Below are 20,145 nucleotides of genomic sequence, written 5' to 3'. Positions count from 1 at the left end.
GTCCGCGAGGCGGCGTCGTCCGCCCTCAGACCGGCCAGGCGTCGCCACGTCGCCAGGCGCCAGTCGCCAGTCGCCAGGCAGACGGGGCTTTGCGGACACGGCCCAGGGCCTGTCTTGGGAACCAGGCCGGGATCAGTCCTGCATACCTTCCGCGGCGCGCTTCTCGCGCAGTTCCTTGATGGCGCGGCGGCGGGCCAGCCGGTGCGTACGCCGGATCTGCGCCTCCTGGTAGCGGCGCTTGTCCCGCTCGGTCTCCGGGATCACGGGCGGTACGCGGCGGGGCTTGCCGTCCGCGTCGACGGCGGCGAAGACCAGGTAGGCGCTGCCGACCTGGGTGGCGGGGGTGGACTCGTTCCACCGCTCGGCCAGCACCCGGACGCCGACCTCCATGGAGGACCGGCCGGTCCAGTTCACCTGCGCCTTCACATGCACCAGGTCCCCGACGCGGACCGGCTCCAGGAAGACCATCTCGTCCATGGACGCCGTCACGGCCGGCCCGCCGGAGTGGCGGCCGGCGACGGCGCCCGCCGCGTCGTCCACCAGTTTCATGATCACGCCGCCGTGCACCGTACCGAGGAGGTTCGTGTCGCTGCCGGTCATGATGTGGCTGAGGGTCGTGCGGGACGCCGCGGTCGGCTTCCCCTCCGGCACGATTCCCTCCTCAGAGGCCTGATCTGTCATGCCCTCCACCCTATGCCCGAGTCCGTCACGGCTTCGGCGCGCCTCATTGCATCAGCTTCGCTACAGGCCCGCTGCTATCTCCCACCCACCCTGTAAGGCGCCGGGGGGCGGCCTGCACACTGGTCCGCATGAATGACTGGCCTGAGGGATGGACCGACGACCGCAACGCGCGCTACGGCCGTGGCAGCGCCGACGCCCAGCCGGAGGGCGCGCGGGCGATGCGCCATGTGCGGCGGCCCACGGTTCCGCCGCAGCCGCAGGGGTACGACGACGTCTACGCCCAGGCCCCGGGCTCGGCCCCGGCGTACGACAGCGGGTACAACACGGGCCAGGTCTACGGCAGCCCCCAGGGCGGCGGCCGCGGCGCTCACGGCGGCCACCCGGGCCATCCCGTCCGTTCCCCTCAGCCCGCGCCCGACTGGGGCCGCCGGGTAAAGGCCGGCTCGATCGTCCTGCTGGTGGCCGTCCTCGGCACGACCATCGGCACGTACTTCTGGGCCGACGGCAAGATGCGCCGCGAGGTCGACCTCGCCAAGGTCATCGACCGGCCGAAGGAAGGCGACTGCACGACGTACCTGATCGTCGGCTCCGACAGCCGTGAGGGCATGACGGCCGAGGAGAAGCGGAAGCTGCACACCGGGTCCGCCGAGGGCAAGCGCACCGACTCGATGATGATCCTGGCGGCCTGCTCCAGCGGCAACACCATGATCTCGCTGCCGCGCGACTCGGACGTGGAGATCCCCTCGTTCGTCGGCTCCGAGTCCGGCAAGACCTTCCCCGCGCAGGGCCGCCGGGTGAAGCTGAACGCCGCGTACGCCGAGGACGGCCCCGAGCTGCTGGTGCGGACCGTCGAGCACAACACCGGGCTGCGCATCGACCACTACGCCGAGATCGGCTTCGCGGGCTTCGCGAACATCGTGGACGCGCTCGGTGGTGTCGAGATGGACATCCCCAAGGCCTTCAAGGACAAGAAGTCCGGCGCCGACTTCCAGGCGGGCAAGCAGACCCTCGACGGCGAGCAGGCCCTGGCCTTCGTACGGACGCGGTACGCCTTCGCCGAGTCGGACCTGGCGCGGACGAAGAACCAGCAGAAGTTCCTGTCGGCCCTGGCGAGCCAGGCGGCGACGCCCGGCACGATCCTCAACCCCTTCAAGCTGTACCCGACGCTCGGCGCGGGCCTGGACACGCTCATCGTCGACAAGGACATGTCGCTGTTCGACCTGGGCAAGATGTTCTTCGCGATGAAGGGCATCAGCGGCGGCGACGGTACGTCGATGAACATGCCCATCAACGGCACCCGCGGCGGCAACCTGGCGTGGGACAAGCCCAAGATGCGGGAACTGGTGCGGCAGATCCAGAACGACGAGAAGGTCACGGTCACCGGCAACTGACGCGGGGGCGCCGGGCCGTACGGCGTGCCGGGCCGGCCTCCGGGCTCAGCTCGCGAAGGGGTTCGCGTGGCCGGGCAGCTGCCGGCCGGGGCGCACGAAGCGCCGCCGGCCCGCCTCGTCCACGACCGGGACGAACCCGGCCTCCTCCAGGCGCCGCCCGATCCGCTCCCGCCGCATGTCGCTGAACTTGACGGCGCCGGCCAGGAACGCGGCCAGTGCGGCGCCGCCCGCGATGGCGCCGACGTACATCCCGACGATGAGCAGCGTCACGACCATGACCGCCACACCGGCCCAGGCGACGCCCATCCGCCGTGCCCCCGCCATCTGCGTCCGGACGTCGAACGTGATCAGGTCCGTCAGCCGGGCGACGGCCTCCTCCGCCTCGGCGGTGGGCTTGAGCGTCCCCGGCTGGAGCCCGGGCGCGGTGCCGCCGTTGCCCGCCCGCGGGTGCGCCGCGATGGTCGCCGCCTCGCGCTCGCGGGCCGCGGGGGACGGGTCGCGGGTCAGGTAGACGCTGAGGGTCTGCATGTTGTGGCCCTCGCGGCATGCCTCGGCGTACTCGAAGCCGTAGTACTCGGCGACGTGCGCCAGCGTGGCGGCCCTGCTCGCGTGGAAGAACTGGCTCGTCACGACGGCGACGTCCTGGGTCGCTATCTGCTTGAGCAGTGCGGAGATCTGCCGGTCGGCGCTCATGGGACTCCTACTCGGTGCTGTGCCGGCGGTGCGGCAGCGCAGCGTAGACGGCGACGGCCCCCGGCATGGCGCCGGGGGCCGTGGTGTGCGGTGCGGTGCGGTGCGAGGGGTGTTACGGCAGGTTCCTGGCCATCACGATGCGCTGGACCTGGTTCGTGCCTTCGTAAATCTGGGTGATCTTGGCGTCACGCATCATGCGCTCGACCGGGTAGTCGCGCGTGTAGCCGTAGCCGCCGAGCAGCTGGACCGCGTCGGTGGTGACCTCCATCGCGACGTCGGACGCGAAGCACTTGGCGGCGGCGCCGAAGAACGTCAGGTCGCCGTCGACACGCTCCGACTTGGCCGCGGCCGAGTAGGTGAGCTGGCGGGCGGCCTCCAGCTTCATCGCCATGTCGGCGAGCATGAACTGCACGCCCTGGAAGTCCGCGATCGGCTTGCCGAACTGCTTGCGCTCCTGGACGTACCCCTTGGCGTAGTCCAGCGCGCCCTGGGCGATGCCGAGGGCCTGGGCCGCGATGGTGATGCGGGTGTGGTCCAGGGTCTTCATCGCGGTGGCGAAGCCGGTGCCCTCCTCGCCGATCATGCGGTCGGCGGGGATGCGTACGTTGTCGAGGTAGACCTCGCGGGTCGGTGAGCCCTTGATGCCGAGCTTCTTCTCCGGGGCGCCGAAGGAGACGCCCTCGTCGGACTTCTCGACGATGAAGGCGCTGATGCCCTTGGAGCGCTTGGTGGGGTCGGTGACGGCCATGACCGTGTAGAACTCGGAGACTCCGGCGTTGGTGATCCAGCGCTTGACGCCGTTGAGGACGTAGTGGTCGCCGTCGCGGACCGCCTTGGTCTTCATCCCGGCGGCGTCCGAGCCCGCGTCGGGCTCGCTCAGGCAGTACGAGAACATCGCGTCGCCCTTGGCGAGCGGGCCCAGGTACTTCTTCTTCAGCTCCTCGGAGCCGGAGAGGATCACGGGCAGCGAGCCGAGCTTGTTCACGGCGGGGATGAGGGAGGACGACGCGCAGACGCGGGCCACCTCCTCGATCACGATCACGGTCGCGAGCGCGTCGGCGCCCGCGCCGCCGTAGCTCTCGGGGACGTGCACGGCGTGCAGCTCGGAGGAGACGAGGGCGTCCAGCGCCTCCTGCGGGAAGCGGGCCTCCTCGTCCACGGCGGCGGCGAACGGCGCGATCTTGGCCTCGGCGAGCGAGCGGACGGTGTCCCGGAGCATCTCGTGCTCCTCGGACGGGCGGTACAGGTCGAAGTCAGGCACGGTGCTTGTCTCCCTTTGGCGCCACGATCACTCACTCCCCTGAGCTGGTGCTAACTACCGTTAAGTAACCCGAATTTTAGAGGGCGCCGGCGGTCAGGCATACGTGACCTTGGTGACAGCACCGACCCGTCGGAAACCGTGCCCGGGCCGGGGCCCGACTATGCTCGCTCCCGCAGTCCAGCCCCTTACCTCCCAGGAGCACCGCATGGCCCTCAAGATCACCGTGATCGGCACCGGATACCTCGGCGCCACCCATGCGGCGGCCATGGCGGAGCTGGGGTTCGAGGTGCTGGGCCTCGACGTCGTACCCGAGAAGATCGAGATGCTGTCGGCGGGTCGCGTCCCGATGTACGAGCCGGGTCTCGAGGAGCTGCTGCGGCGGCACGTCGCGGGGATCGAGGGCTCGACCGGGCGGCTGCGCTTCACGACGTCGTGGGAGGAGGTCGGCGAGTTCGGCGACATCCACTTCGTGTGCGTGAACACCCCGCAGAAGCACGGCGACTACGCCTGCGACATGAGTTACGTGGACGCCGCCTTCGGCTCGCTGGCGCCGCACCTGCGGCGTCCCGCGCTGGTCGTCGGCAAGTCGACCGTGCCGGTCGGCAGCGCGGAGCGGCTGGCGCGGCTGCTGGCCGACCGGGCGCCGGTGGGTGCGGACGCGGAGCTGGCGTGGAACCCGGAGTTCCTGCGCGAGGGCTTCGCCGTGCAGGACACGCTGCACCCCGACCGCATCGTGGTGGGTGTGGAGAGCGCGGCGGCGGAGAAGCTGCTGCGCGAGGTGTACGCCACTCCGATGGAGGAGGGGTCGCCGTTCGTGGTGACCGACTTCCCGACGGCGGAGCTGGTGAAGACCGCCGCGAACTCCTTCCTGGCGACCAAGATCTCGTTCATCAACGCCATGGCGGAGGTGTGCGAGGCCGCGGGCGGCGATGTGGTGAAGCTGGCGGAGGCCATCGGGTACGACGAGCGGATCGGCGCGAAGTTCCTGCGGGCGGGGATCGGTTTCGGCGGCGGCTGCCTGCCCAAGGACATCCGGGCCTTCATGGCGCGCGCCGGTGAGCTGGGCGCGGACCAGGCGCTGACCTTCCTGCGCGAGATCGACTCCATCAACATGCGGCGCCGCGGCCAGATGGTCGGCATGGCGCGGGAGGCGCTCGGCGACGGCACGTTCCTCGGCAAGCGGGTGGCGGTGCTGGGCGCGGCGTTCAAGCCGGACTCGGACGACGTCCGCGACTCGCCCGCGCTCAACGTCGCCGGGCAGATCCACCTCCAGGGCGGCCAGGTCACGGTGTACGACCCGAAGGGCATGGACAACGCCCGGCGGCTGTTCCCGACGCTGGGGTACGCCGACAGCGCGCTGGAGGCGGTGCGGGGCGCCGATGTGGTGCTGCACCTGACGGAGTGGCGCGAGTTCCGCGAGCTGGACCCGGCGGAGCTGGGCGAGGTCGCGTCGTCACGCATCATCCTGGACGGCCGCAACGCGCTGGACGCGGCACGCTGGCGCGAGGCGGGCTGGACGTTCCGCGCGATGGGGCGCCCGCGGGCCTGACGGCTCGCCTCCCGGGGGCCGGCTCCGGCTCCGCTGCCACGGGAACGCGCGTGGTCCCGCCGCGTGGTCACGCCGCGCGCGGTCACGCCGCCGGGCGGGCCACCGCCTGCGCCTCGCGTACGACACGGGCCGCGTTGCCCCAGGTGAGGGCCGCGATGTCGGCCTCCGACCAGTCGCGGTGGAGCAGTTCGGCGATCAGGTTCGGGTAGCACGAGGCGTCTTCGAGGCCGATGGTGTGCGGGGCGTCCGTGGCCATGCCGTACGAACCGGACAGGCCGACGCACTCCGGTCCGGCGACCGCGCGCACATGTTCCACGTGGTCCGCCACGTCCCAGAGCGTGGCCGGGTGGCCGAGGTGGCAGGCGACCTGGTCGGGGGCGAAGCTCACCATGCAGACGCCCGCGTTGACGTGCAGGCGGCGCAGTACGTCGTCGGTGACGTTGGCGTGGTGGGGGGTGAGCGCGTGGGCCGCCGAGTGGGAGAGGATGACCGGCGCCTTGGTGACGTCCAGGACGCGGTCCATGGTGGGGGCAGAGGCGCCCGACAGGTCGACCAGGACGCCGAGGCGGTTCATCTCGCGGACCAGTTCCTCGCCGAGCGGCGTCAGGCCGTCGGGCGCGCCGGTCCAGTGCGTACCGGCCACGCTCACGCTGCGGACGCCGAGCGCGTGGTAGGCGCGCAGGGTGCCGAGCGAGTCCTCGAGGGCGGTGCCCGAGACGGGCCCGAGGAGGGACGCGATACGGCCGCAGTCGCGGGCGTCCGTCATGTCGGCGGCGGTGAGGGCGAGCCGGAGGGCCTCGGGACAGGACGCGATGAGGGTGCGAACGGCGTCTATTCGGTCCAGGGTGGCTCTGACGGCGGTGTGGCCGGGCGCCACGTGCAGGGACCAGAACTGGGCACCGACGCCGCCGGCGCGGATGCGGGGGATGTCGGTGTCGAGCAGGGCGGAGCCGTGCTGGAGGTCGTGCCAGTGCGTCCGGTCGAGCTCCTGGGCGAGGGTGTTGTGACCGTCGACCACGAGCTGCGCGGCGAGCAGTACGCGGGCCCGCTCGACATCGATCTCGGCGGGGGTGGGCGCTTCCGCGGCGCCGCTCGGAGCGTCGTCGAGTTCCCCCACCGCGGAGGCGTCCGCGTACGGGTGGTCCTGCAGGTCTGCCATGGGGAGCTCCGCTCCAGGGACGGCGAGCCGATAGGGCCACGCTGCCATGGGCGGGGGCGGGGGTCGCGGCGGCGTACTGCGTATGGGTGAGTTACCGCGTAGGGGCGAAGGGGTACGGAGGGGTCAGCCGTCCAGGGACCGGAGCGTCGCCGTGGACGGCGGGCGGGAGGCGAGCGCACGGGAGACGGCTTCCGCGTCGCGCAGGACGCGCAGGGGGTTGGACCAGGTGAGCATCGCGATGTCGGTACGCGACCACTTGCGGGCCAGCAGCTCCGCGACGAGGTTCGGGTAGGCGGAGACGTCCTGGAGGTCGCCGGGCGTGAAGGCCGTGCCGTCGAAGTCGCCGCCGATGCCGATGTGGGCGATGCCCGCGACCTCGCGCATGTGGTCGAGGTGGTCCGCGACCGTGGCGGCGGTGGCGACCGGGCGGGGGTCGGCGTCCTCGAAGGCCGCGTGGACGCGCATCGCCTCCGGCGTGGTGTCCAGCGGGTGGAAGCCGTGCGCCCGCATGTTCTCGTCGGCCCGCCGGGTCCACTCCACCGCGGCGGGCAGGATGAACTTGGGGACGAACGTGACCATGGCGACGCCGCCGTTGGCGGGGAGCTGGGCCAGGACGTCGTCGGGGACGTTGCGCGGGTGGTCGCAGACCGCCCGGGACGAGGAGTGCGAGAAGATCACCGGCGCCTCGGAGGTGGCGAGCGCGTCGCGCATCGTGGTCGCCGCCACGTGCGAGAGGTCCACCAGCATGCCCAGGCGGTTCATCTCGCGGACCACCTCGCGGCCGAAGGCCGACAGGCCGCCGACGCCCGGCTCGTCGGTCGCCGAGTCCGCCCACGGGACGTTGTCGTTGTGCGTGAGCGTCATGTAGCGGACGCCCAGCGCGTACAGGGCGCGCAGGGTGGCGAGGGAGTTGTTGATGGAGTGGCCGCCCTCGGCGCCCTTCAACGACGCGACGCGCCCGGACGCGCGGGCCGCCTCCACGTCGTCGGCCGTCAGCGCGGGCGCCAGGTCGGCCGGGTAGCGGGCGAGCAGCCGGTCGACGCAGTCGATCTGTTCCAGCGTCGCGCTGACCGCGTCGTCGCCCGCCATGTCACTGCGTACGTACACCGACCAGAACTGCCCGCCGACCCCGCCGGCCCGCAGTCGCGGGATGTCGGTGTGGAGCCGGCCCGTCTGGTCCGCCGCGATGTCCAGGCGGTCCAGGTCGTACCCGGCGTTCTGGCGCAGCGCCCACGGCAGGTCGTTGTGGCCGTCCACCACGGGGAAGGAGGCGAGCAGCGAGCGCGCCTCCTCCAGCAGCCGGGCGGCTGTCACCTGGCGAACCCGAACGACGCCGAGCCCTCGACCTTCGCCCGCAGCCGCTTGCCCTTCTCCGTGGCCTGGTCGTTCAGCTCCTGCTGGAAGTCCCGCATGCGGGCGAGCAGGTCCGGGTCGGCGGTCGCGAGGATGCGGGCGGCCAGCAGGCCCGCGTTGCGCGCGCCGCCCACCGAGACGGTCGCCACGGGGACGCCCGCGGGCATCTGGACGATCGACAGGAGGGAGTCCATGCCGTCGAGGTACTTCAGCGGGACGGGCACGCCGATGACGGGCAGGGGCGTGACGGAGGCGAGCATGCCGGGCAGGTGCGCCGCGCCGCCCGCGCCCGCGATGACCGCCTTCAGGCCGCGCCCTGCGGCGTCCTCGCCGTACGCGATCATCTCGCGCGGCATCCGGTGCGCGGAGACGACATCGACCTCGTACGGGATCTCGAACTCGTCCAGCGCCTGTGCCGCGGCCTCCATGACGGGCCAGTCGGAGTCGGAGCCCATGACGATGCCCACGAGTGGATTACTCAACGATCGTTCCTCGCAGATAGCCGGCGGCATGGCGCGCGCGCTCCAGCACGTCGTCCAGGTCGTCGCCGTAGGTGTTGACGTGCCCCACCTTGCGGCCGGGCTTCACGTCCTTGCCGTACATATGGATCTTCAGCTGCGGGTCGCGGGCCATGCAGTGCAGGTACGCCTGGTACATGTCCGGGTAGTCACCGCCCAGCACATTGCACATGACCGTCCACGTCGCGCGCGGGCGAGGGTCGCCGAGCGGCAGGTCGAGCACGGCGCGTACGTGGTTGGCGAACTGGGAGGTGACCGCGCCGTCCTGGGTCCAGTGGCCGGAGTTGTGCGGGCGCATGGCCAGCTCGTTGACCAGGATGCGGCCGTCGCGCGTCTCGAACAGCTCCACGGCGAGGTGGCCGACGACGCCGAGCTCCTGGGCGATGCGCAGCGCCAGCTCCTGGGCCTTTCCCGCCAGCTCGGGGTCCAGGTCGGGGGCCGGGGCGATCACGGTGTCGCAGACGCCGTCGACCTGCCGCGATTCCACGACGGGGTACGCCACGGCCTGGCCGTGCGGCGAGCGGACGATGTTCGCGGCCAGCTCGCGGACGAAGTCGACCTTCTCCTCGGCGAGGACCGGCACGCCCGCCAGGAACGGGTCGCGGGCCTCGTCCTCGGAGCGTACGAACCACACGCCCTTGCCGTCGTACCCGCCGCGCACCGTCTTGAGGATCACGGGGAAGCCGTCGCCTTCCGCCGCGAACGCCGACACGTCGGCGGGGTCCGCCACGATGCGGTGGCGCGGGCACGGCACGCCGATCGCGTCGAGCCTCGCCCGCATCACGCCCTTGTCCTGGGCGTGCACCAACGCGTCGGGCCCCGGCCGGACGGGAATGCCGTCCGCCTCCAGGGCCCGTAGATGCTCGGTCGGTACGTGCTCGTGATCGAACGTGATCACATCGCAGCCGCGCGCGAACTCACGCAGCGTGTCCAGGTCGCGATAGTCGCCGACGACGACATCGCGGACCACCTGGGCCGCGGAGTCCTGGGGGCTGTCACTGAGCAGCTTGAACTTGATGCCGAGGGGGATGCCCGCCTCATGGGTCATACGGGCGAGCTGACCGCCGCCCACCATGCCTACTACCGGGAACGTCACCCTCTTAGGGTATCCGCCCCTCCCTGGGGGCTCTGTCACAGCACCCCCGCGGCTCTCGCGCATCCCGAGCGCCTCCATCGGGTGGTGGTTAGCATGGGTTGGTTGACTGATCCGACCGGACGGGGCTGAAAGATCACCATGAGTGAACGCAGCGCACTGCGTGTGCGGCTGGACCAGCTCGTCCGCGAGATCGCCAAGTTCGGTCTCGTCGGCGGCTTCGGCCTGCTGGTCAACATGGCGGTCTTCAACCTGGTGCGCCACACCACCGAGATCCCGGTGGTCCGGGCGAGTCTGATCGCGACGGTCGTCGCCATCGCCTGCAACTACGTGGGCTTCCGCTACTTCACGTACCGGGACCGTGACAAGAGCGGCCGCACCAGGGAACTCACGCTGTTCCTGCTGTTCAGCGTGGTGGGCCTGGTGATCGAGAACGGCGTGCTGTACGCCGCGACGTACGGCTTCGGCTGGGACACCCCGCTGCAGAGCAACTTCTTCAAGTTCTTCGGCATCGGTGTCGCGACCCTGTTCCGCTTCTGGTCGTACCGCACGTGGGTGTTCCGGGCGCTGCCGGCCCGCGAGGCCGTGCAGACGGCGGAGGCGATCCTGGAGCAGCGGCGGCACAAGCGGCCTACGGCGTCGGCGGGCCCGCGCCGCTAGGGCGTGCCACCTGCTAGCGGACCGGGCGCGGCTCGTCGTGCTTGTCCTTGCGGCTGCGGACCTCGCGGCTGAGGAAGAGCGCGAAGACCGGGGGCTGCTGCTGGAGCAGTTCCAGGCGTCCGCCGTCCGCCTCCGCCAGGTCGCGGGCGACGGCGAGCCCGATCCCCGTGGAGTTGCGCCCGCTGATCGTGCGCTCGAAGATCCGCGCTCCGAGGTCGTCCGGGACGCCCGGACCCTCGTCCGTCACCTCGACCACCGCCTGGTTGCCGATGACGCGGGTGCGCAGCGCGACCGTGCCGCCGCCGTGCATGAGTGAGTTCTCGATCAGGGCCGCGAGCACCTGGGCCACCGCGCCGGGCGTGCCGACGGCCCGCATGCCGACCTTGCCGGAGCGGACGATCGCCCGGCCCGCGCTGCGGTAGGCCGGGCGCCACTCCTCGATCTGCTGCTTGACGACCTCGTCCAGGTCGAAGGCGATCGCCGAGCCGGTGCGCGGGTCGCGGCTGTTGGTCAGCAGCCGCTGGACCACGTCGGTGAGCCGCTCGACCTGGGTGAGCGCGATGTGCGCCTCCTCCTTCACCGTCTTCAGGTCATCGGTGACGGAGATCTCCTCCAGCCGCATGGAGAGGGCCGTGAGGGGCGTACGCAACTGGTGGGAGGCGTCGGCCGCGAGGCGCCGCTCGGCGGTGAGCATCCGGGCGATCCGCTCGGCCGAGGCGTCGAGGACGTCCGCGACCCGGTCCAGCTCGGGCACCCCGTAGCGCTTGTGGCGCGGCCTCGGGTCGCCGGAGCCGAGCCGTTCGGCGGTCTCGGCGAGGTCGGTGAGCGGGGAGGCGAGCTTGTTGGCCTGGCGTACGGCGAGGAGGACGGCGGCCACCACGGCGAGCAGCGCCACGGCGCCGATGATCAGCAGCGTGCGGCCCACCTCGCGCGTGACGGTGGAGCGGGACTCCTGGACGGTGACGGTCTCGCCGCGCTCGCCGTGGGCGACGCCGGAGATGACGCTGCCCTCCGGCCGCTCGCCGATCTCGATGGGGGCGCGGCCGGGGATCTCGATCAGGGCGTACCGCTTGGCGCCGCTCTGCTCGGCGAGGATGTCCGGGTTGACGGGCTCGCCGCCGATCAGCCGGCTGTCGACGATGCTGACCAGCCGGACCGCCTCGGAGTCCACGCTCTCCTGGGCGCTGCTGCTGATGGTGCGGGTCTCCACGATGACCAGGGACACGCCGAAGACGGCGATGACGACGAGCACCACCGCGAGCGTGGAGTTGATCAGTCGGCGGCGCACGGTGTCCTGCTAACTCTTCTCGAAGCGGAAGCCCACACCGCGGACGGTCGCGATGTAGCGGGGGTTGGCGGCGTCGTCGCCGAGCTTCTTGCGCAGCCAGGAGATGTGCATGTCGAGGGTCTTGGTGGAGGACCACCACGTGGTGTCCCACACCTCGCGCATCAACTGGTCGCGGGTGACGACCCGGCCCGCGTCGCGGACGAGGACGCGCAGCAGGTCGAACTCCTTGGCGGTGAGCTGGAGTTCCTCGTCACCCATCCAGGCGCGGTGCGACTCGACGTCGATGCGCACCCCGTGGGTGGCGGGCTGCGGGGCCGGCTCGCTGGCGCCGCGCCGCAGCAGCGCCCGTACCCGGGCGAGCAGCTCGGCGAGCCGGAACGGCTTGGTGACGTAGTCGTCGGCGCCCGCGTCCAGCCCGACGACGGTGTCGACCTCGTCGGCGCGGGCGGTCAGTACCAGGATCGGCACGGTGTGGCCGTCGGCGCGCAGCCGCCGGGCGACCTCCAGCCCGTCCATGCCGGGCAGCCCGAGGTCCAGTACGACCAGGTCGACGCCGCCCTGCAGGCCGGTGTCGAGCGCGCTGGGTCCGTCCTCCCGTACCTCGACCTCGTAACCCTCCCGCCGCAGGGCGCGGGCCAGCGGTTCCGAGATGGATGCGTCGTCCTCGGCGAGCAGTACACGGGTCATGGGGTGATGGTAGTCCGCACCGGACGGCGTACGCCGGGGGATCACACGATGATCAACACGACCTGCGGGTGTGGGATGACATCCTGGTCTACACCTTGGAATCCGGCCGGATGGTTCCAGTGGACCTTGTGATGCATCTCTCAAGCCTGCCATATCCCGCCGTGTCGTGACGTATGGTTGCGAGGCGCCTGATGCACTATCCCGGGACCCTTCGGCCCGCCTACAGCGCCGCCGAGGGTCTCTCTTTCTGCGCAGGACCGGCACCGCCGGCCCTGAGACAGTGAATGACCTGGGCCGGGCCCCACCGCGCGCTGTCGCGTCCGGGGCGTGGATCCCGGTACGGGACCGTCCTCGCCTCCGTACCCCGTACGGGGGCGAACCCCTGCGGGCGTGGGGTGGGGCGGAAACCGCGCCGGCGCCGGCCGCCCCCCACCGGCCGCGTGACCGCTCACGAAGCACCGCGCGTCCCGAGCGAGCAAGGATCGACCATGGCGTCCAGCCTGACGAAGGACTCGGCGGGTATCACTCGCGGCGAGACCGCCTTCTTCGGCCACCCCCGCGGCCTGGCCACTCTCTTCCTGACCGAGATGTGGGAGCGCTTCAGCTACTACGGCATGCGCGCCCTCCTCGTGTACTACCTGGTCTCGGGTGGCGCCGACGCCGCGGCCGGCAGCCAGGGCGGCGGCCTCGCGATGACCGCGGCCACGGCCACGGCGATCTACTCCGTGTACGTGTCGATGGTCTACCTGATGGCCATGCCGGGCGGCTGGTTCGGTGACCGCGTCTGGGGCGCCCGCAAGACCGTCACCATCGCCGGTGCCGTGATCATGGTGGGTCACCTGTGCCTGGCCCTGCCCGGTCAGGCGCTGTTCTTCGCCGGTCTGGCGCTCGTCGCGGTCGGCTCCGGTCTGCTGAAGGCCAACATCTCCACGATGGTCGGCCACCTCTACGACGGCCCCGAGGACCCGCGCCGGGACGGTGGCTTCACCCTCTTCTACATCGGCATCAACCTCGGTGCCTTCGCCGCTCCGTTCGTCATCGGCACAGTCGGCAAGGAGTTCAACTGGCACCTCGGCTTCGCTCTGGCGGCGGTCGGCATGGGCCTGGGCCTGCTCCAGTTCCTGCTCGGTACGCGGCACCTGAGCCCCGAGAGCAGCGTCGTACCGAACCCGCTGAGCCCCGAGGAGCGCCGCACGATCCTGCTCAAGGCCTCGGGCGCGGCCCTGGCCACCGCCGCCTTCTACGGCGCCGTCGTCGCCCTGGGCGCGTTCACGCTGAACTGGGCGCTCGTGCCGCTGACGCTGGCCGGTCTGATCATCCCGGTCGCGGTTCTGGTCCGCATCAAGCGCGACAGGGAGCTGTCGTCCACCGAGCAGTCGAAGATGAACGGCTACATCTGGTTCTTCGTGGCCGCCGCCGTCTTCTGGATGATCTACGACCAGGGCGGTTCGACGCTGTCGCTCTTCGCGGACGACAAGACCGCGGGCAGCGTGCTCGGCTTCGAGTTCTCGGCCACCTGGTTCCAGTCGCTGAACCCGCTGTTCGTCATGGCGCTGGCCCCGGTCTTCGCCTGGCTGTGGCTGTGGCTGGCCCGTAAGAACCAGGAGCCGAACACCATCGTGAAGTTCGCGATGGGTCTGGTCCTGGTCGGCGCGTCCTTCTTCGTCTTCATCGTGCCGATGGCGATGGCGGGCGACGGCACCAAGGTGTCGCCGATGTGGCTGGTCTCGATCTACATGATCCAGACCATCGGCGAGCTGTGCCTCTCCCCGGTCGGCCTCTCGGTGACCACGAAGATGGCGCCGCAGAAGTACGCCTCCCAGATGATGGGTGTCTGGTTCCTCGCGGTCACCGCGGGCGACTGCGCCACGAGTCTGCTGTCCCTGGGCGGTGTCGACCTCAACGGCACCGGGATCATCGCCATGGAGGCCTCGCTGGCCGTCGTGGCCGGTCTGGCGGTGTACATGTACCGCAAGAAGGTCCAGACGCTGATGGGCAACGTGCACTGACGCCTACGCCTACAGCCGTGGGAAGGGCCGCCGCACCGATTCGACCGGTGCGGCGGCCCTTCGCGTTCACCGCTCGCGCGCCTGACCATCCATCAGATGTGCGGTCGCACACGTCTGCGGCCATGCCGGGGCGGGGCAAGACAAAGGCAAGACAAAGAGCATGGCGTATCGCCATGCTCCACAACCGCCGGGAGGACCCCGCCCGCCAAGTGACTAGGCGGGCGCCGCCAGTTCGGCCCAGACCGTCTTGCCGGGCATGTCGGTGGACCGTACGACTCCCCAGTCCAGACAGAGGCGCTGGACGATGAACATGCCGTGCCCGCCGGGCCGCCCGGCCCTGTGGGGCGTGCGCGGCGTGGGCTGACCCGCGCCGCGGTCCTCGACCTCCAGGCGCAGGACCTTCGAGTCGAGCGAGACACGCAGCTCCTCGGGCCCCTCGGCGTGCAGGCACGCGTTGGTGACCAACTCGGAGACGACGAGCAGGACATCCTCGGCGGCGGCGCGCCGGTCGGCGGTGGCCGCCGGCAGCCAGCCCCAGTCGTAGAGCGCCTGCCTGGTGAAGTCACGGGCCAGCGGAACGATCCCGCTCGCACTGCCCAGCGAGAGCCGCCGCATCCGGCGCCCCGCCGGCGTCGCCGCGGACGCCGCACCTGACATGTCGGACCTCACCTCCGGCACGGTGGACGCGGGAGAGGGAGCCGGAACGGAGACACCGAGCGCGGAGCCGTCCGCCTCGGGGCCGAGATCGCTCGGCGGATGCTGCTGGGTGGTACCCATCAGCGCTTCACCTCACCGAATCACCAAGTCGCCATTACGTCGTCACAGAGAGTGTGGTGGCCCTCCGCAGGGTGCCGCGGGGTTCTTCTGCCCGGCCGTTCCCGGACAACACCCGCTTTGTCGCGTCAGTCGGCGAGCGCCGCTTCCAGCGAATCGTGCACGGTGAACACCGCTTCGGCGCCGGTGATCTCGAAGACCCTGGCGACCACGGGCTGCATCCCCGCCAAGTGGACCCCTCCGCCGGCGGCCTCCGCCTTCAGGCGGGCGCCGAGCAGGACGTTGAGCCCGGTGGAGTCGCAGAACACAAGCTGCGAGCAGTCGATCACGAGGCGTGCGCATCCTCGCTCCAAGGCGGCGTCCAGCGGCTCGCGCAGCAATTCGGCGGTGTGGTGGTCAAGCTCACCCGCCGGTGTGAGGATCTCGCTGCGCCCCTCCGTCCGGACCCCGACCTTGAGTCGGCCCTGATTCGCGCTGCCGACCGTCCCGCGGTCCATGCCGCCCCTCTTCGCCGATGCCGTTAAGTCGGTAGAACATTACGCCTTCTCCACGGCAGTCGGTAGTCGAGACTTAACTACAAACCGTATATATGGGACAATTGACACTTGCAACGATCCATGCCAAGCGGGTAGGGCTAGTAGGGACACAACCAACACGGCCGGCTTTGGAGGCGCCGCACACCGCAGACGCTCGTATCGGCATCGGCGGCCATATGCCGAGAACGATGGAGGAGACCATGTCACCCCGGCTCGACGAAACGCGTACCCCCGACGCGCCGTCGGCAACATCGCCCCACCAGATCGAACAGATCGAGACCGAAGAACTCGGTCTCCTGCCCGACATTCCTCGGTACGACGAAGTCGAACCGCTCGACGCGAGGGCTCTGTCCAAGACGCTCTTCGCACGCCTCGAAGCCCTCGAGGAAGGGACGCACGAGCACGCGTACGTCCGCAACACGCTGGTCGAGCTCAACCTCGCACTGGTCAAGTTCGCCGCCTCCCGGTTCCGCTCCCGCAGCGAACCGATGGAGGACATCATCCAGGTCGGCACGATCGGCCTCATCAAGGCCATCGACCGCTTCGAACTCAGCCGAGGCGTGGAGTTCCCCACCTTCGCGATGCCCACCATCGTCGGAGAGATCAAGCGCTTCTTCCGCGACACCTCCTGGTCCGTACGCGTCCCGCGCCGGCTCCAGGAACTCCGCCTGGACCTGGCCAAGGCCGGGGACGAACTGGCCCAGCAGCTCGACCGCTCCCCCACCGTGGGGGAACTGGCCGAGAAGCTCGGCATCACCAAGGAGGAGGTCGTCGAAGGCATGGCGGCGAGCAACGCGTACACCGCGAGCTCGCTCGACGCCCAGCCCGAGGAGGACGACACCGAGGGCGCGCTGGCCGACCGCATCGGCTACGAGGACCACGGTCTCGAAGGCATCGAGTACATCGAGTCCCTCAAGCCGCTGATCGCCTCGCTCCCGGCGCGTGACCGCAAGATCCTCTCCCTCCGCTTCGTCGCCGGCCTCACCCAGTCGGAGATCGGCGAGGAGCTCAACATCTCCCAGATGCACGTGTCACGGCTGCTCGCCCGCACCCTGGGCAAGCTCCGCAAGGGTCTGACCCTGGAGGAGTGACCCCGGTCGCGTACCCCTCCTGGAAGGGTCCATTCCGTCAAGGAGTGGACCCTTTCGCCATGTTGGGGAACTGCCGTGGTGGGGAGCTGTGTTGGGGGGCTGTGTTGGGGGGCGGCGTGATTGGGGGCGGTCAGGGCGACAACGCGGTGGTGACGGCGGCCTCGGCGTGCAGGCGGGTGGTCGGGAAGACCGGTACCGGGCTGTGCTCCTGCCCGATCAGCAGCTCGATCTCGGTGCAGCCGAGCACGACGCCTTCCGCGCCGTCGGCCACGAGCTGATCGATGACCCGCCGAAAGGCGGCGCGGGAGGAGTCCTTGACGACGCCCAGGCAGAGCTCCTCGTAGATGATCCGGTGCACCTCCGCCCGCCCCTCGGCCCCGGGGACGAGCACGGTGAGCCCGTGCCCGGCGAGCCGGTCGCGGTAGAAATCCTGCTCCATGGTGAACGCGGTCCCCAGCAGCCCCACCGTCCTCAGCCCCGCCTCGCGTACGGCGTCGGCGGTGGCGTCCCCGAGGTGCAGCAGCGGCACGGGCACCGCGTCCTGCACCTGCCCGGCGACCTTGTGCATCGTGTTCGTACAGATCAGCAGCAGATCGGCCCCGGCGGCGGCCAGCCCGCGCCCGGCCTCGGCGAGGATCTCCCCGGCCTGCTCCCACTCACCGGCGGCCTGGAGCCGCTCGATCTCCGCGAAGTCCACGGAGTGCAGGATGCAGCGGGCGGAGTGCAGCCCGCCGAGGCGCTCGCGTACCAGCTCGTTGAGGAGCCGGTAGTACTCCGCGCTGGATTCCCAGCTCATGCCGCCGATGAGTCCGATCGTCTTCATCCGGCCAGGTTGCCACGCGCCCGCCTGTGGGCGAGCGCGACCAGGTCGCCGTAGTCGGGGCTCGGGGCGCACGGCCGTGTGGCTGTACGTGGTACGTAGGGGGCAACGGGGGCTAACGGGGGTTTGCGACAAGCGCGCCATCGGGGCTGATGCCGACGCGTACGCCGAAGCCTCGGCTGACGCGGTCCAGCGTGCCCCGCAGCCACTCGCGGTCCTCGCGCGAGGCGTGGTGCAGGCGCATGCGCCGGGCCTGCATCGGGACGATCCGAACCGTGGGCGGCCTGCCGGAACCCGGCTCCACCGTCACGAGGTACAGCAGCCGGAGGTCGTCCCGGTAGTGCTCGTAGCCGGTGATGCCCTCGTAGTCGTCGACGAAGTCGCCGCAGCCGTAGAGAACGAGCCCGTCCCGGTACAGCTCCAGGGGACGGGGGTGGTGCGAGGAGTGCCCGTGCACCACGTCCACGCCGCCGTCGATCAGCGCGTGCGCGAACAGGACCTCGTCCCGCCCCACGCCGTACCCCCAGTTGGAGCCCCAGTGGACGCTGGCGACCGCCACATCGCCGGGGCGCCTGACGTCGCGTACGCGCCGGATGACGTCGGCCGCCGCCTCATACGCCGGCTCCGGTACGAAGGCGACACCGGGCCGGTCCTCGCCGGCGGCCCAGTCGGGCGGGATGCCGCTGGACTCCATCCCCAGGGCGACCACCACAACCCGCCGGCGGCCGGGCAGGGTGACGACCGCGGGCCGCCGCGCCTCCTGCGCGCTGCGCCCCGCCCCCACGGCCCGCACCCGCACGCCGGGCCCGGCCAGGGCGTCGAGCGTGTCCTCCAGCCCTTGGCGGCCGAAGTCGAGCACGTGATTGTTGGCCAGCACGCACACATCGGGCCGGGCGGCCGCCAGGCACGGCAGGTTGTCCGGGTGCATCCGGTAGTGCACCTGCTTGCGGGGCGCGAACGCGTCGCTGCGCGTGACGCTGGTCTCCAGGTTCACCACCCGGGCGTCGGGCGCGGCCTCGTCGAGCACCGGGAGGGCGTCGCCCCAGGGCCAGGCCGGGTCGACGGGGCGCGGGATGGGGCCGTTCACCGCCTCGGCCAGCTCGACGTACGACCGGGCGTCTCGGATGTACCCCTCGCGGAGGGCAGGGTCGCCGGGATGCGGCAGGATCTGGTCCACCCCGCGGCCGAGCATCACGTCGCCGCAGAGGAACAGCGTCACCGCGTTTCCGCTCCCGGGCACCCTTCCACGCTAGGGCGTCGCGACGAGGAGCGGGCGTCAGGCGACTCGCTCGCCGCGGCGCCAGACCGCCGATACCAGGGGGACGCCGGGGCGGTACGCCAGGTGGACGTGGGAGGGGGCGTCGAGGAGGGCGAGGTCTGCGCGGGCGCCGGGGGTGAGGCGGCCGATGTCGGTGCGGCGGAGGGCCGCGGCGCCGCCCGCCGTCGCGGACCAGAGCGCCTCGTCCGGGGTCATGCCCATGTCGCGTACGGCGAGGGCGATGCAGAACGGCACCGAGGAGGTGAACGACGAGCCCGGGTTGCAGTCTGTGGAGAGGGCGACGGTCACGCCCGCGTCGAGCAGGCGGCGGGCGTCGGGCCACTCGGCGCGGGTGGAGAACTCCGCGCCGGGCAGGAGGGTGGCGACCGTGTCGCCGCTCGCGAGGGCGTCGACGTCCTGCTGCGTGAGGTGCGTGCAGTGGTCGGCGGACGCCGCGTCGAGTTCCACCGCGAGCTGGACGCCGGGGCCGTACGTCAGCTGGTTGGCGTGGATGCGCGGGTGGAGGCCGCGTGCCTTGCCCGCCGTCAGGATCGCGCGGGCCTGGTCCCCGTCGAAGGCGCCCTTCTCGCAGAACACGTCGATCCAGCGGGCGTAGGGGGCGCAGGCGTCCAGCATCGGGCCGGTGACGAGGTCGACGTACCCGGCGGGGTCGTCGGCGTAGTCGGGCGACACGATGTGCGCGCCGAGGTAGGTGACCTCGTCGGTGTGGGCGGCGGCGATGCGCAGTGCGCGGGCCTCGTCCTCGACGGTGAGGCCGTAGCCGGACTTGGTCTCGAAGGTGGTCGTGCCCTGGCGCAGCGCCTCGCGCAGATAGCGGGTGAGGTTCGCTTCGAGGGCCTCGTCGGTGGCGGCGCGGGTGGCGGCGACGGTGGTGCGGATGCCGCCGGCGGCGTAGGGCTGCCCGGACATGCGGGCGTTGAACTCGGCGGTGCGGTCGCCCGCGAAGACCAGGTGGGAGTGGGAGTCGACGAACCCGGGGATCACGGCCCGGCCGCCCGCGTCGACCCGATTGTCAGTGGCGGGTGCTTTGCTGGTTTCACCGATCCAGGCGATGCGGTCGCCTTCGATGACGACGGCCGCGTCCTGGATCAGTCCGAGGGGGGATCCTCCCCCACTCTCGAATGTGCTGGAGCGGGGGGACCCCCATCCCAGGGAGGGGTCGTTGGTGACCAGGCTGGCGATGTTGGTGATGACGGTGGCCGTCGCCGCGACGGTGTTGTTCGCCGTCGCGGGGGCGGCTGTCGCCGGGGGGCTGTTCGTCGTCTCGGGGCCGCTGTTCATGCTGTTCATGGTGAGGGGTGTC

At 71.0% G+C, this 20,145-nt stretch carries 19 protein-coding genes; 5 read left to right on the top strand and 14 right to left on the bottom strand.

Going from position 1 to position 20,145, the window contains the following annotated elements; genetic code table 11:
* Positions 1–132 precede the first annotated feature (132 nt).
* On the bottom strand, positions 133–681 hold the full coding sequence (locus QWM81_RS03740; RefSeq protein ID WP_290110008.1) for an acyl-CoA thioesterase: 549 nt from the start codon (positions 679–681) through the stop codon (positions 133–135).
* Between the two features lie 128 nt (positions 682–809).
* Here QWM81_RS03740 and QWM81_RS03735 point away from each other — a divergent pair, with 128 nt between their 5' ends.
* Entirely contained in the window at positions 810–2,072 is a 1,263-nt protein-coding gene (locus QWM81_RS03735; RefSeq protein WP_290110006.1) for an LCP family protein, read from the top strand.
* Positions 2,073–2,117: 45 nt separating this feature from the next.
* On the opposite strand, the gene QWM81_RS03730 is transcribed toward QWM81_RS03735, so the two are convergent.
* Both QWM81_RS03730 and QWM81_RS03725 read right to left on the bottom strand, forming a co-directional pair.
* The gene (locus tag QWM81_RS03730; RefSeq protein ID WP_290110004.1) at positions 2,118–2,765 is read right to left on the bottom strand and encodes a hypothetical protein; all 648 of its coding nucleotides are present in this window, start codon (positions 2,763–2,765) and stop codon (positions 2,118–2,120) included.
* Between the two features lie 112 nt (positions 2,766–2,877).
* Positions 2,878–4,026, bottom strand: a complete 1,149-nt coding sequence (locus QWM81_RS03725; protein ID WP_290110003.1) for an acyl-CoA dehydrogenase — start codon at positions 4,024–4,026, stop codon at positions 2,878–2,880.
* Positions 4,027–4,231: 205 nt separating this feature from the next.
* Here QWM81_RS03725 and QWM81_RS03720 point away from each other — a divergent pair, with 205 nt between their 5' ends.
* Positions 4,232–5,575 carry a UDP-glucose dehydrogenase family protein gene (locus QWM81_RS03720; protein ID WP_290110002.1) on the top strand — a complete coding sequence of 448 codons (1,344 nt, stop codon included), beginning with the start codon at positions 4,232–4,234 and terminating at the stop codon, positions 5,573–5,575.
* A gap of 82 nt (positions 5,576–5,657) precedes the next feature.
* Here the strand turns inward: QWM81_RS03720 and QWM81_RS03715 are convergent, their stop codons facing one another.
* The 4 genes from QWM81_RS03715 to QWM81_RS03700 form a co-directional block, all read right to left on the bottom strand.
* Positions 5,658–6,734 carry a dipeptidase gene (locus QWM81_RS03715; RefSeq protein WP_290110000.1) on the bottom strand — a complete coding sequence of 359 codons (1,077 nt, stop codon included), beginning with the start codon at positions 6,732–6,734 and terminating at the stop codon, positions 5,658–5,660.
* Positions 6,735–6,857: 123 nt separating this feature from the next.
* Complete coding sequence (locus QWM81_RS03710) at positions 6,858–8,048, bottom strand: dipeptidase (protein ID WP_290109998.1); 1,191 nt, start codon at positions 8,046–8,048, stop codon at positions 6,858–6,860.
* A complete protein-coding gene (gene purE / locus QWM81_RS03705) occupies positions 8,045–8,599 on the bottom strand; it encodes a 5-(carboxyamino)imidazole ribonucleotide mutase (protein WP_435372318.1) in 555 nt (184 codons plus the stop codon). Before purE ends, QWM81_RS03710 begins: the two co-directional genes overlap by 4 nt.
* Complete coding sequence (locus tag QWM81_RS03700; RefSeq protein ID WP_290109997.1) at positions 8,562–9,764, bottom strand: 5-(carboxyamino)imidazole ribonucleotide synthase; 1,203 nt, start codon at positions 9,762–9,764, stop codon at positions 8,562–8,564. The genes purE and QWM81_RS03700 overlap by 38 nt, the downstream gene beginning before the upstream one ends.
* Positions 9,765–9,839: 75 nt before the next feature.
* Between QWM81_RS03700 and QWM81_RS03695 the strand changes: the two genes are divergently transcribed.
* Complete coding sequence (locus QWM81_RS03695; protein WP_290109996.1) at positions 9,840–10,358, top strand: GtrA family protein; 519 nt, start codon at positions 9,840–9,842, stop codon at positions 10,356–10,358.
* 13 nt (positions 10,359–10,371) lie between these two features.
* Here QWM81_RS03695 and QWM81_RS03690 read toward each other — a convergent pair whose 3' ends face one another.
* Both QWM81_RS03690 and QWM81_RS03685 read right to left on the bottom strand, forming a co-directional pair.
* Positions 10,372–11,646: a sensor histidine kinase gene (locus QWM81_RS03690; protein ID WP_290109995.1), complete on the bottom strand. Its 1,275-nt coding sequence runs from the start codon at positions 11,644–11,646 to the stop codon at positions 10,372–10,374.
* A 9-nt stretch (positions 11,647–11,655) separates the two neighbouring features.
* Positions 11,656–12,333 (bottom strand): response regulator transcription factor, encoded by a 678-nt coding sequence (locus QWM81_RS03685; protein ID WP_290109994.1) that lies wholly within the window; start codon positions 12,331–12,333, stop codon positions 11,656–11,658.
* A 488-nt stretch (positions 12,334–12,821) separates the two neighbouring features.
* Here QWM81_RS03685 and QWM81_RS03680 point away from each other — a divergent pair, with 488 nt between their 5' ends.
* The gene (locus QWM81_RS03680; protein ID WP_290109993.1) at positions 12,822–14,342 is read left to right on the top strand and encodes a peptide MFS transporter; all 1,521 of its coding nucleotides are present in this window, start codon (positions 12,822–12,824) and stop codon (positions 14,340–14,342) included.
* Positions 14,343–14,555: 213 nt separating this feature from the next.
* On the opposite strand, the gene QWM81_RS03675 is transcribed toward QWM81_RS03680, so the two are convergent.
* Both QWM81_RS03675 and QWM81_RS03670 read right to left on the bottom strand, forming a co-directional pair.
* On the bottom strand, positions 14,556–15,119 hold the full coding sequence (locus QWM81_RS03675; protein WP_290109992.1) for an ATP-binding protein: 564 nt from the start codon (positions 15,117–15,119) through the stop codon (positions 14,556–14,558).
* Between the two features lie 125 nt (positions 15,120–15,244).
* Positions 15,245–15,613 (bottom strand): STAS domain-containing protein, encoded by a 369-nt coding sequence (locus QWM81_RS03670; RefSeq protein WP_290109991.1) that lies wholly within the window; start codon positions 15,611–15,613, stop codon positions 15,245–15,247.
* Between the two features lie 227 nt (positions 15,614–15,840).
* On the opposite strand from QWM81_RS03670, the gene QWM81_RS03665 reads away from it, so the two are divergent.
* Positions 15,841–16,743: an RNA polymerase sigma factor SigF gene (locus tag QWM81_RS03665; RefSeq protein ID WP_290109990.1), complete on the top strand. Its 903-nt coding sequence runs from the start codon at positions 15,841–15,843 to the stop codon at positions 16,741–16,743.
* 130 nt (positions 16,744–16,873) lie between these two features.
* Here the strand turns inward: QWM81_RS03665 and QWM81_RS03660 are convergent, their stop codons facing one another.
* The 3 genes from QWM81_RS03660 to hutI all read right to left on the bottom strand — a co-directional run bounded on the left by QWM81_RS03660 (position 16,874) and on the right by hutI (position 20,123).
* Positions 16,874–17,566 carry an aspartate/glutamate racemase family protein gene (locus tag QWM81_RS03660; RefSeq protein WP_290109989.1) on the bottom strand — a complete coding sequence of 231 codons (693 nt, stop codon included), beginning with the start codon at positions 17,564–17,566 and terminating at the stop codon, positions 16,874–16,876.
* Between the two features lie 112 nt (positions 17,567–17,678).
* A complete protein-coding gene (locus tag QWM81_RS03655; RefSeq protein WP_290109988.1) occupies positions 17,679–18,803 on the bottom strand; it encodes a CapA family protein in 1,125 nt (374 codons plus the stop codon).
* A gap of 36 nt (positions 18,804–18,839) precedes the next feature.
* Positions 18,840–20,123: an imidazolonepropionase gene (gene hutI, locus QWM81_RS03650; protein WP_290110051.1), complete on the bottom strand. Its 1,284-nt coding sequence runs from the start codon at positions 20,121–20,123 to the stop codon at positions 18,840–18,842.
* Positions 20,124–20,145: the final 22 nt, after the last annotated feature.

This window comes from Streptomyces ficellus (assembly GCF_030406405.1).
GTDB classification, from domain to species: Bacteria; Actinomycetota; Actinomycetes; order Streptomycetales; family Streptomycetaceae; genus Streptomyces; species Streptomyces ficellus_B.
Note: the sequence above shows the minus strand (reverse complement) of the source record. Positions and strands in the feature narration are given on the sequence as shown.

What these genes read in the sequence shown, in the direction of transcription:
- QWM81_RS03685 (WP_290109994.1), bottom strand. Translation starts at nt 12,333, where the DNA reads ATGACCCGTGTACTGCTCGCCGAGGACGACGCATCCATCTCGGAACCG.
- QWM81_RS03720 (WP_290110002.1), top strand. Translation starts at nt 4,232, where the DNA reads ATGGCCCTCAAGATCACCGTGATCGGCACCGGATACCTCGGCGCCACC.
- QWM81_RS03670 (WP_290109991.1), bottom strand. Translation starts at nt 15,613, where the DNA reads ATGGACCGCGGGACGGTCGGCAGCGCGAATCAGGGCCGACTCAAGGTC.
- QWM81_RS03695 (WP_290109996.1), top strand. Translation starts at nt 9,840, where the DNA reads ATGAGTGAACGCAGCGCACTGCGTGTGCGGCTGGACCAGCTCGTCCGC.
- QWM81_RS03680 (WP_290109993.1), top strand. Translation starts at nt 12,822, where the DNA reads ATGGCGTCCAGCCTGACGAAGGACTCGGCGGGTATCACTCGCGGCGAG.
- QWM81_RS03675 (WP_290109992.1), bottom strand. Translation starts at nt 15,119, where the DNA reads ATGGGTACCACCCAGCAGCATCCGCCGAGCGATCTCGGCCCCGAGGCG.
- QWM81_RS03740 (WP_290110008.1), bottom strand. Translation starts at nt 681, where the DNA reads ATGACAGATCAGGCCTCTGAGGAGGGAATCGTGCCGGAGGGGAAGCCG.
- QWM81_RS03700 (WP_290109997.1), bottom strand. Translation starts at nt 9,764, where the DNA reads ATGCGCGAGAGCCGCGGGGGTGCTGTGACAGAGCCCCCAGGGAGGGGC.
- purE (WP_435372318.1), bottom strand. Translation starts at nt 8,599, where the DNA reads ATGCCGCCGGCTATCTGCGAGGAACGATCGTTGAGTAATCCACTCGTG.
- QWM81_RS03735 (WP_290110006.1), top strand. Translation starts at nt 810, where the DNA reads ATGAATGACTGGCCTGAGGGATGGACCGACGACCGCAACGCGCGCTAC.
- QWM81_RS03665 (WP_290109990.1), top strand. Translation starts at nt 15,841, where the DNA reads ATGGAGGAGACCATGTCACCCCGGCTCGACGAAACGCGTACCCCCGAC.
- hutI (WP_290110051.1), bottom strand. Translation starts at nt 20,123, where the DNA reads ATGAACAGCGGCCCCGAGACGACGAACAGCCCCCCGGCGACAGCCGCC.
- QWM81_RS03660 (WP_290109989.1), bottom strand. Translation starts at nt 17,566, where the DNA reads ATGAAGACGATCGGACTCATCGGCGGCATGAGCTGGGAATCCAGCGCG.
- QWM81_RS03715 (WP_290110000.1), bottom strand. Translation starts at nt 6,734, where the DNA reads ATGGCAGACCTGCAGGACCACCCGTACGCGGACGCCTCCGCGGTGGGG.
- QWM81_RS03730 (WP_290110004.1), bottom strand. Translation starts at nt 2,765, where the DNA reads ATGAGCGCCGACCGGCAGATCTCCGCACTGCTCAAGCAGATAGCGACC.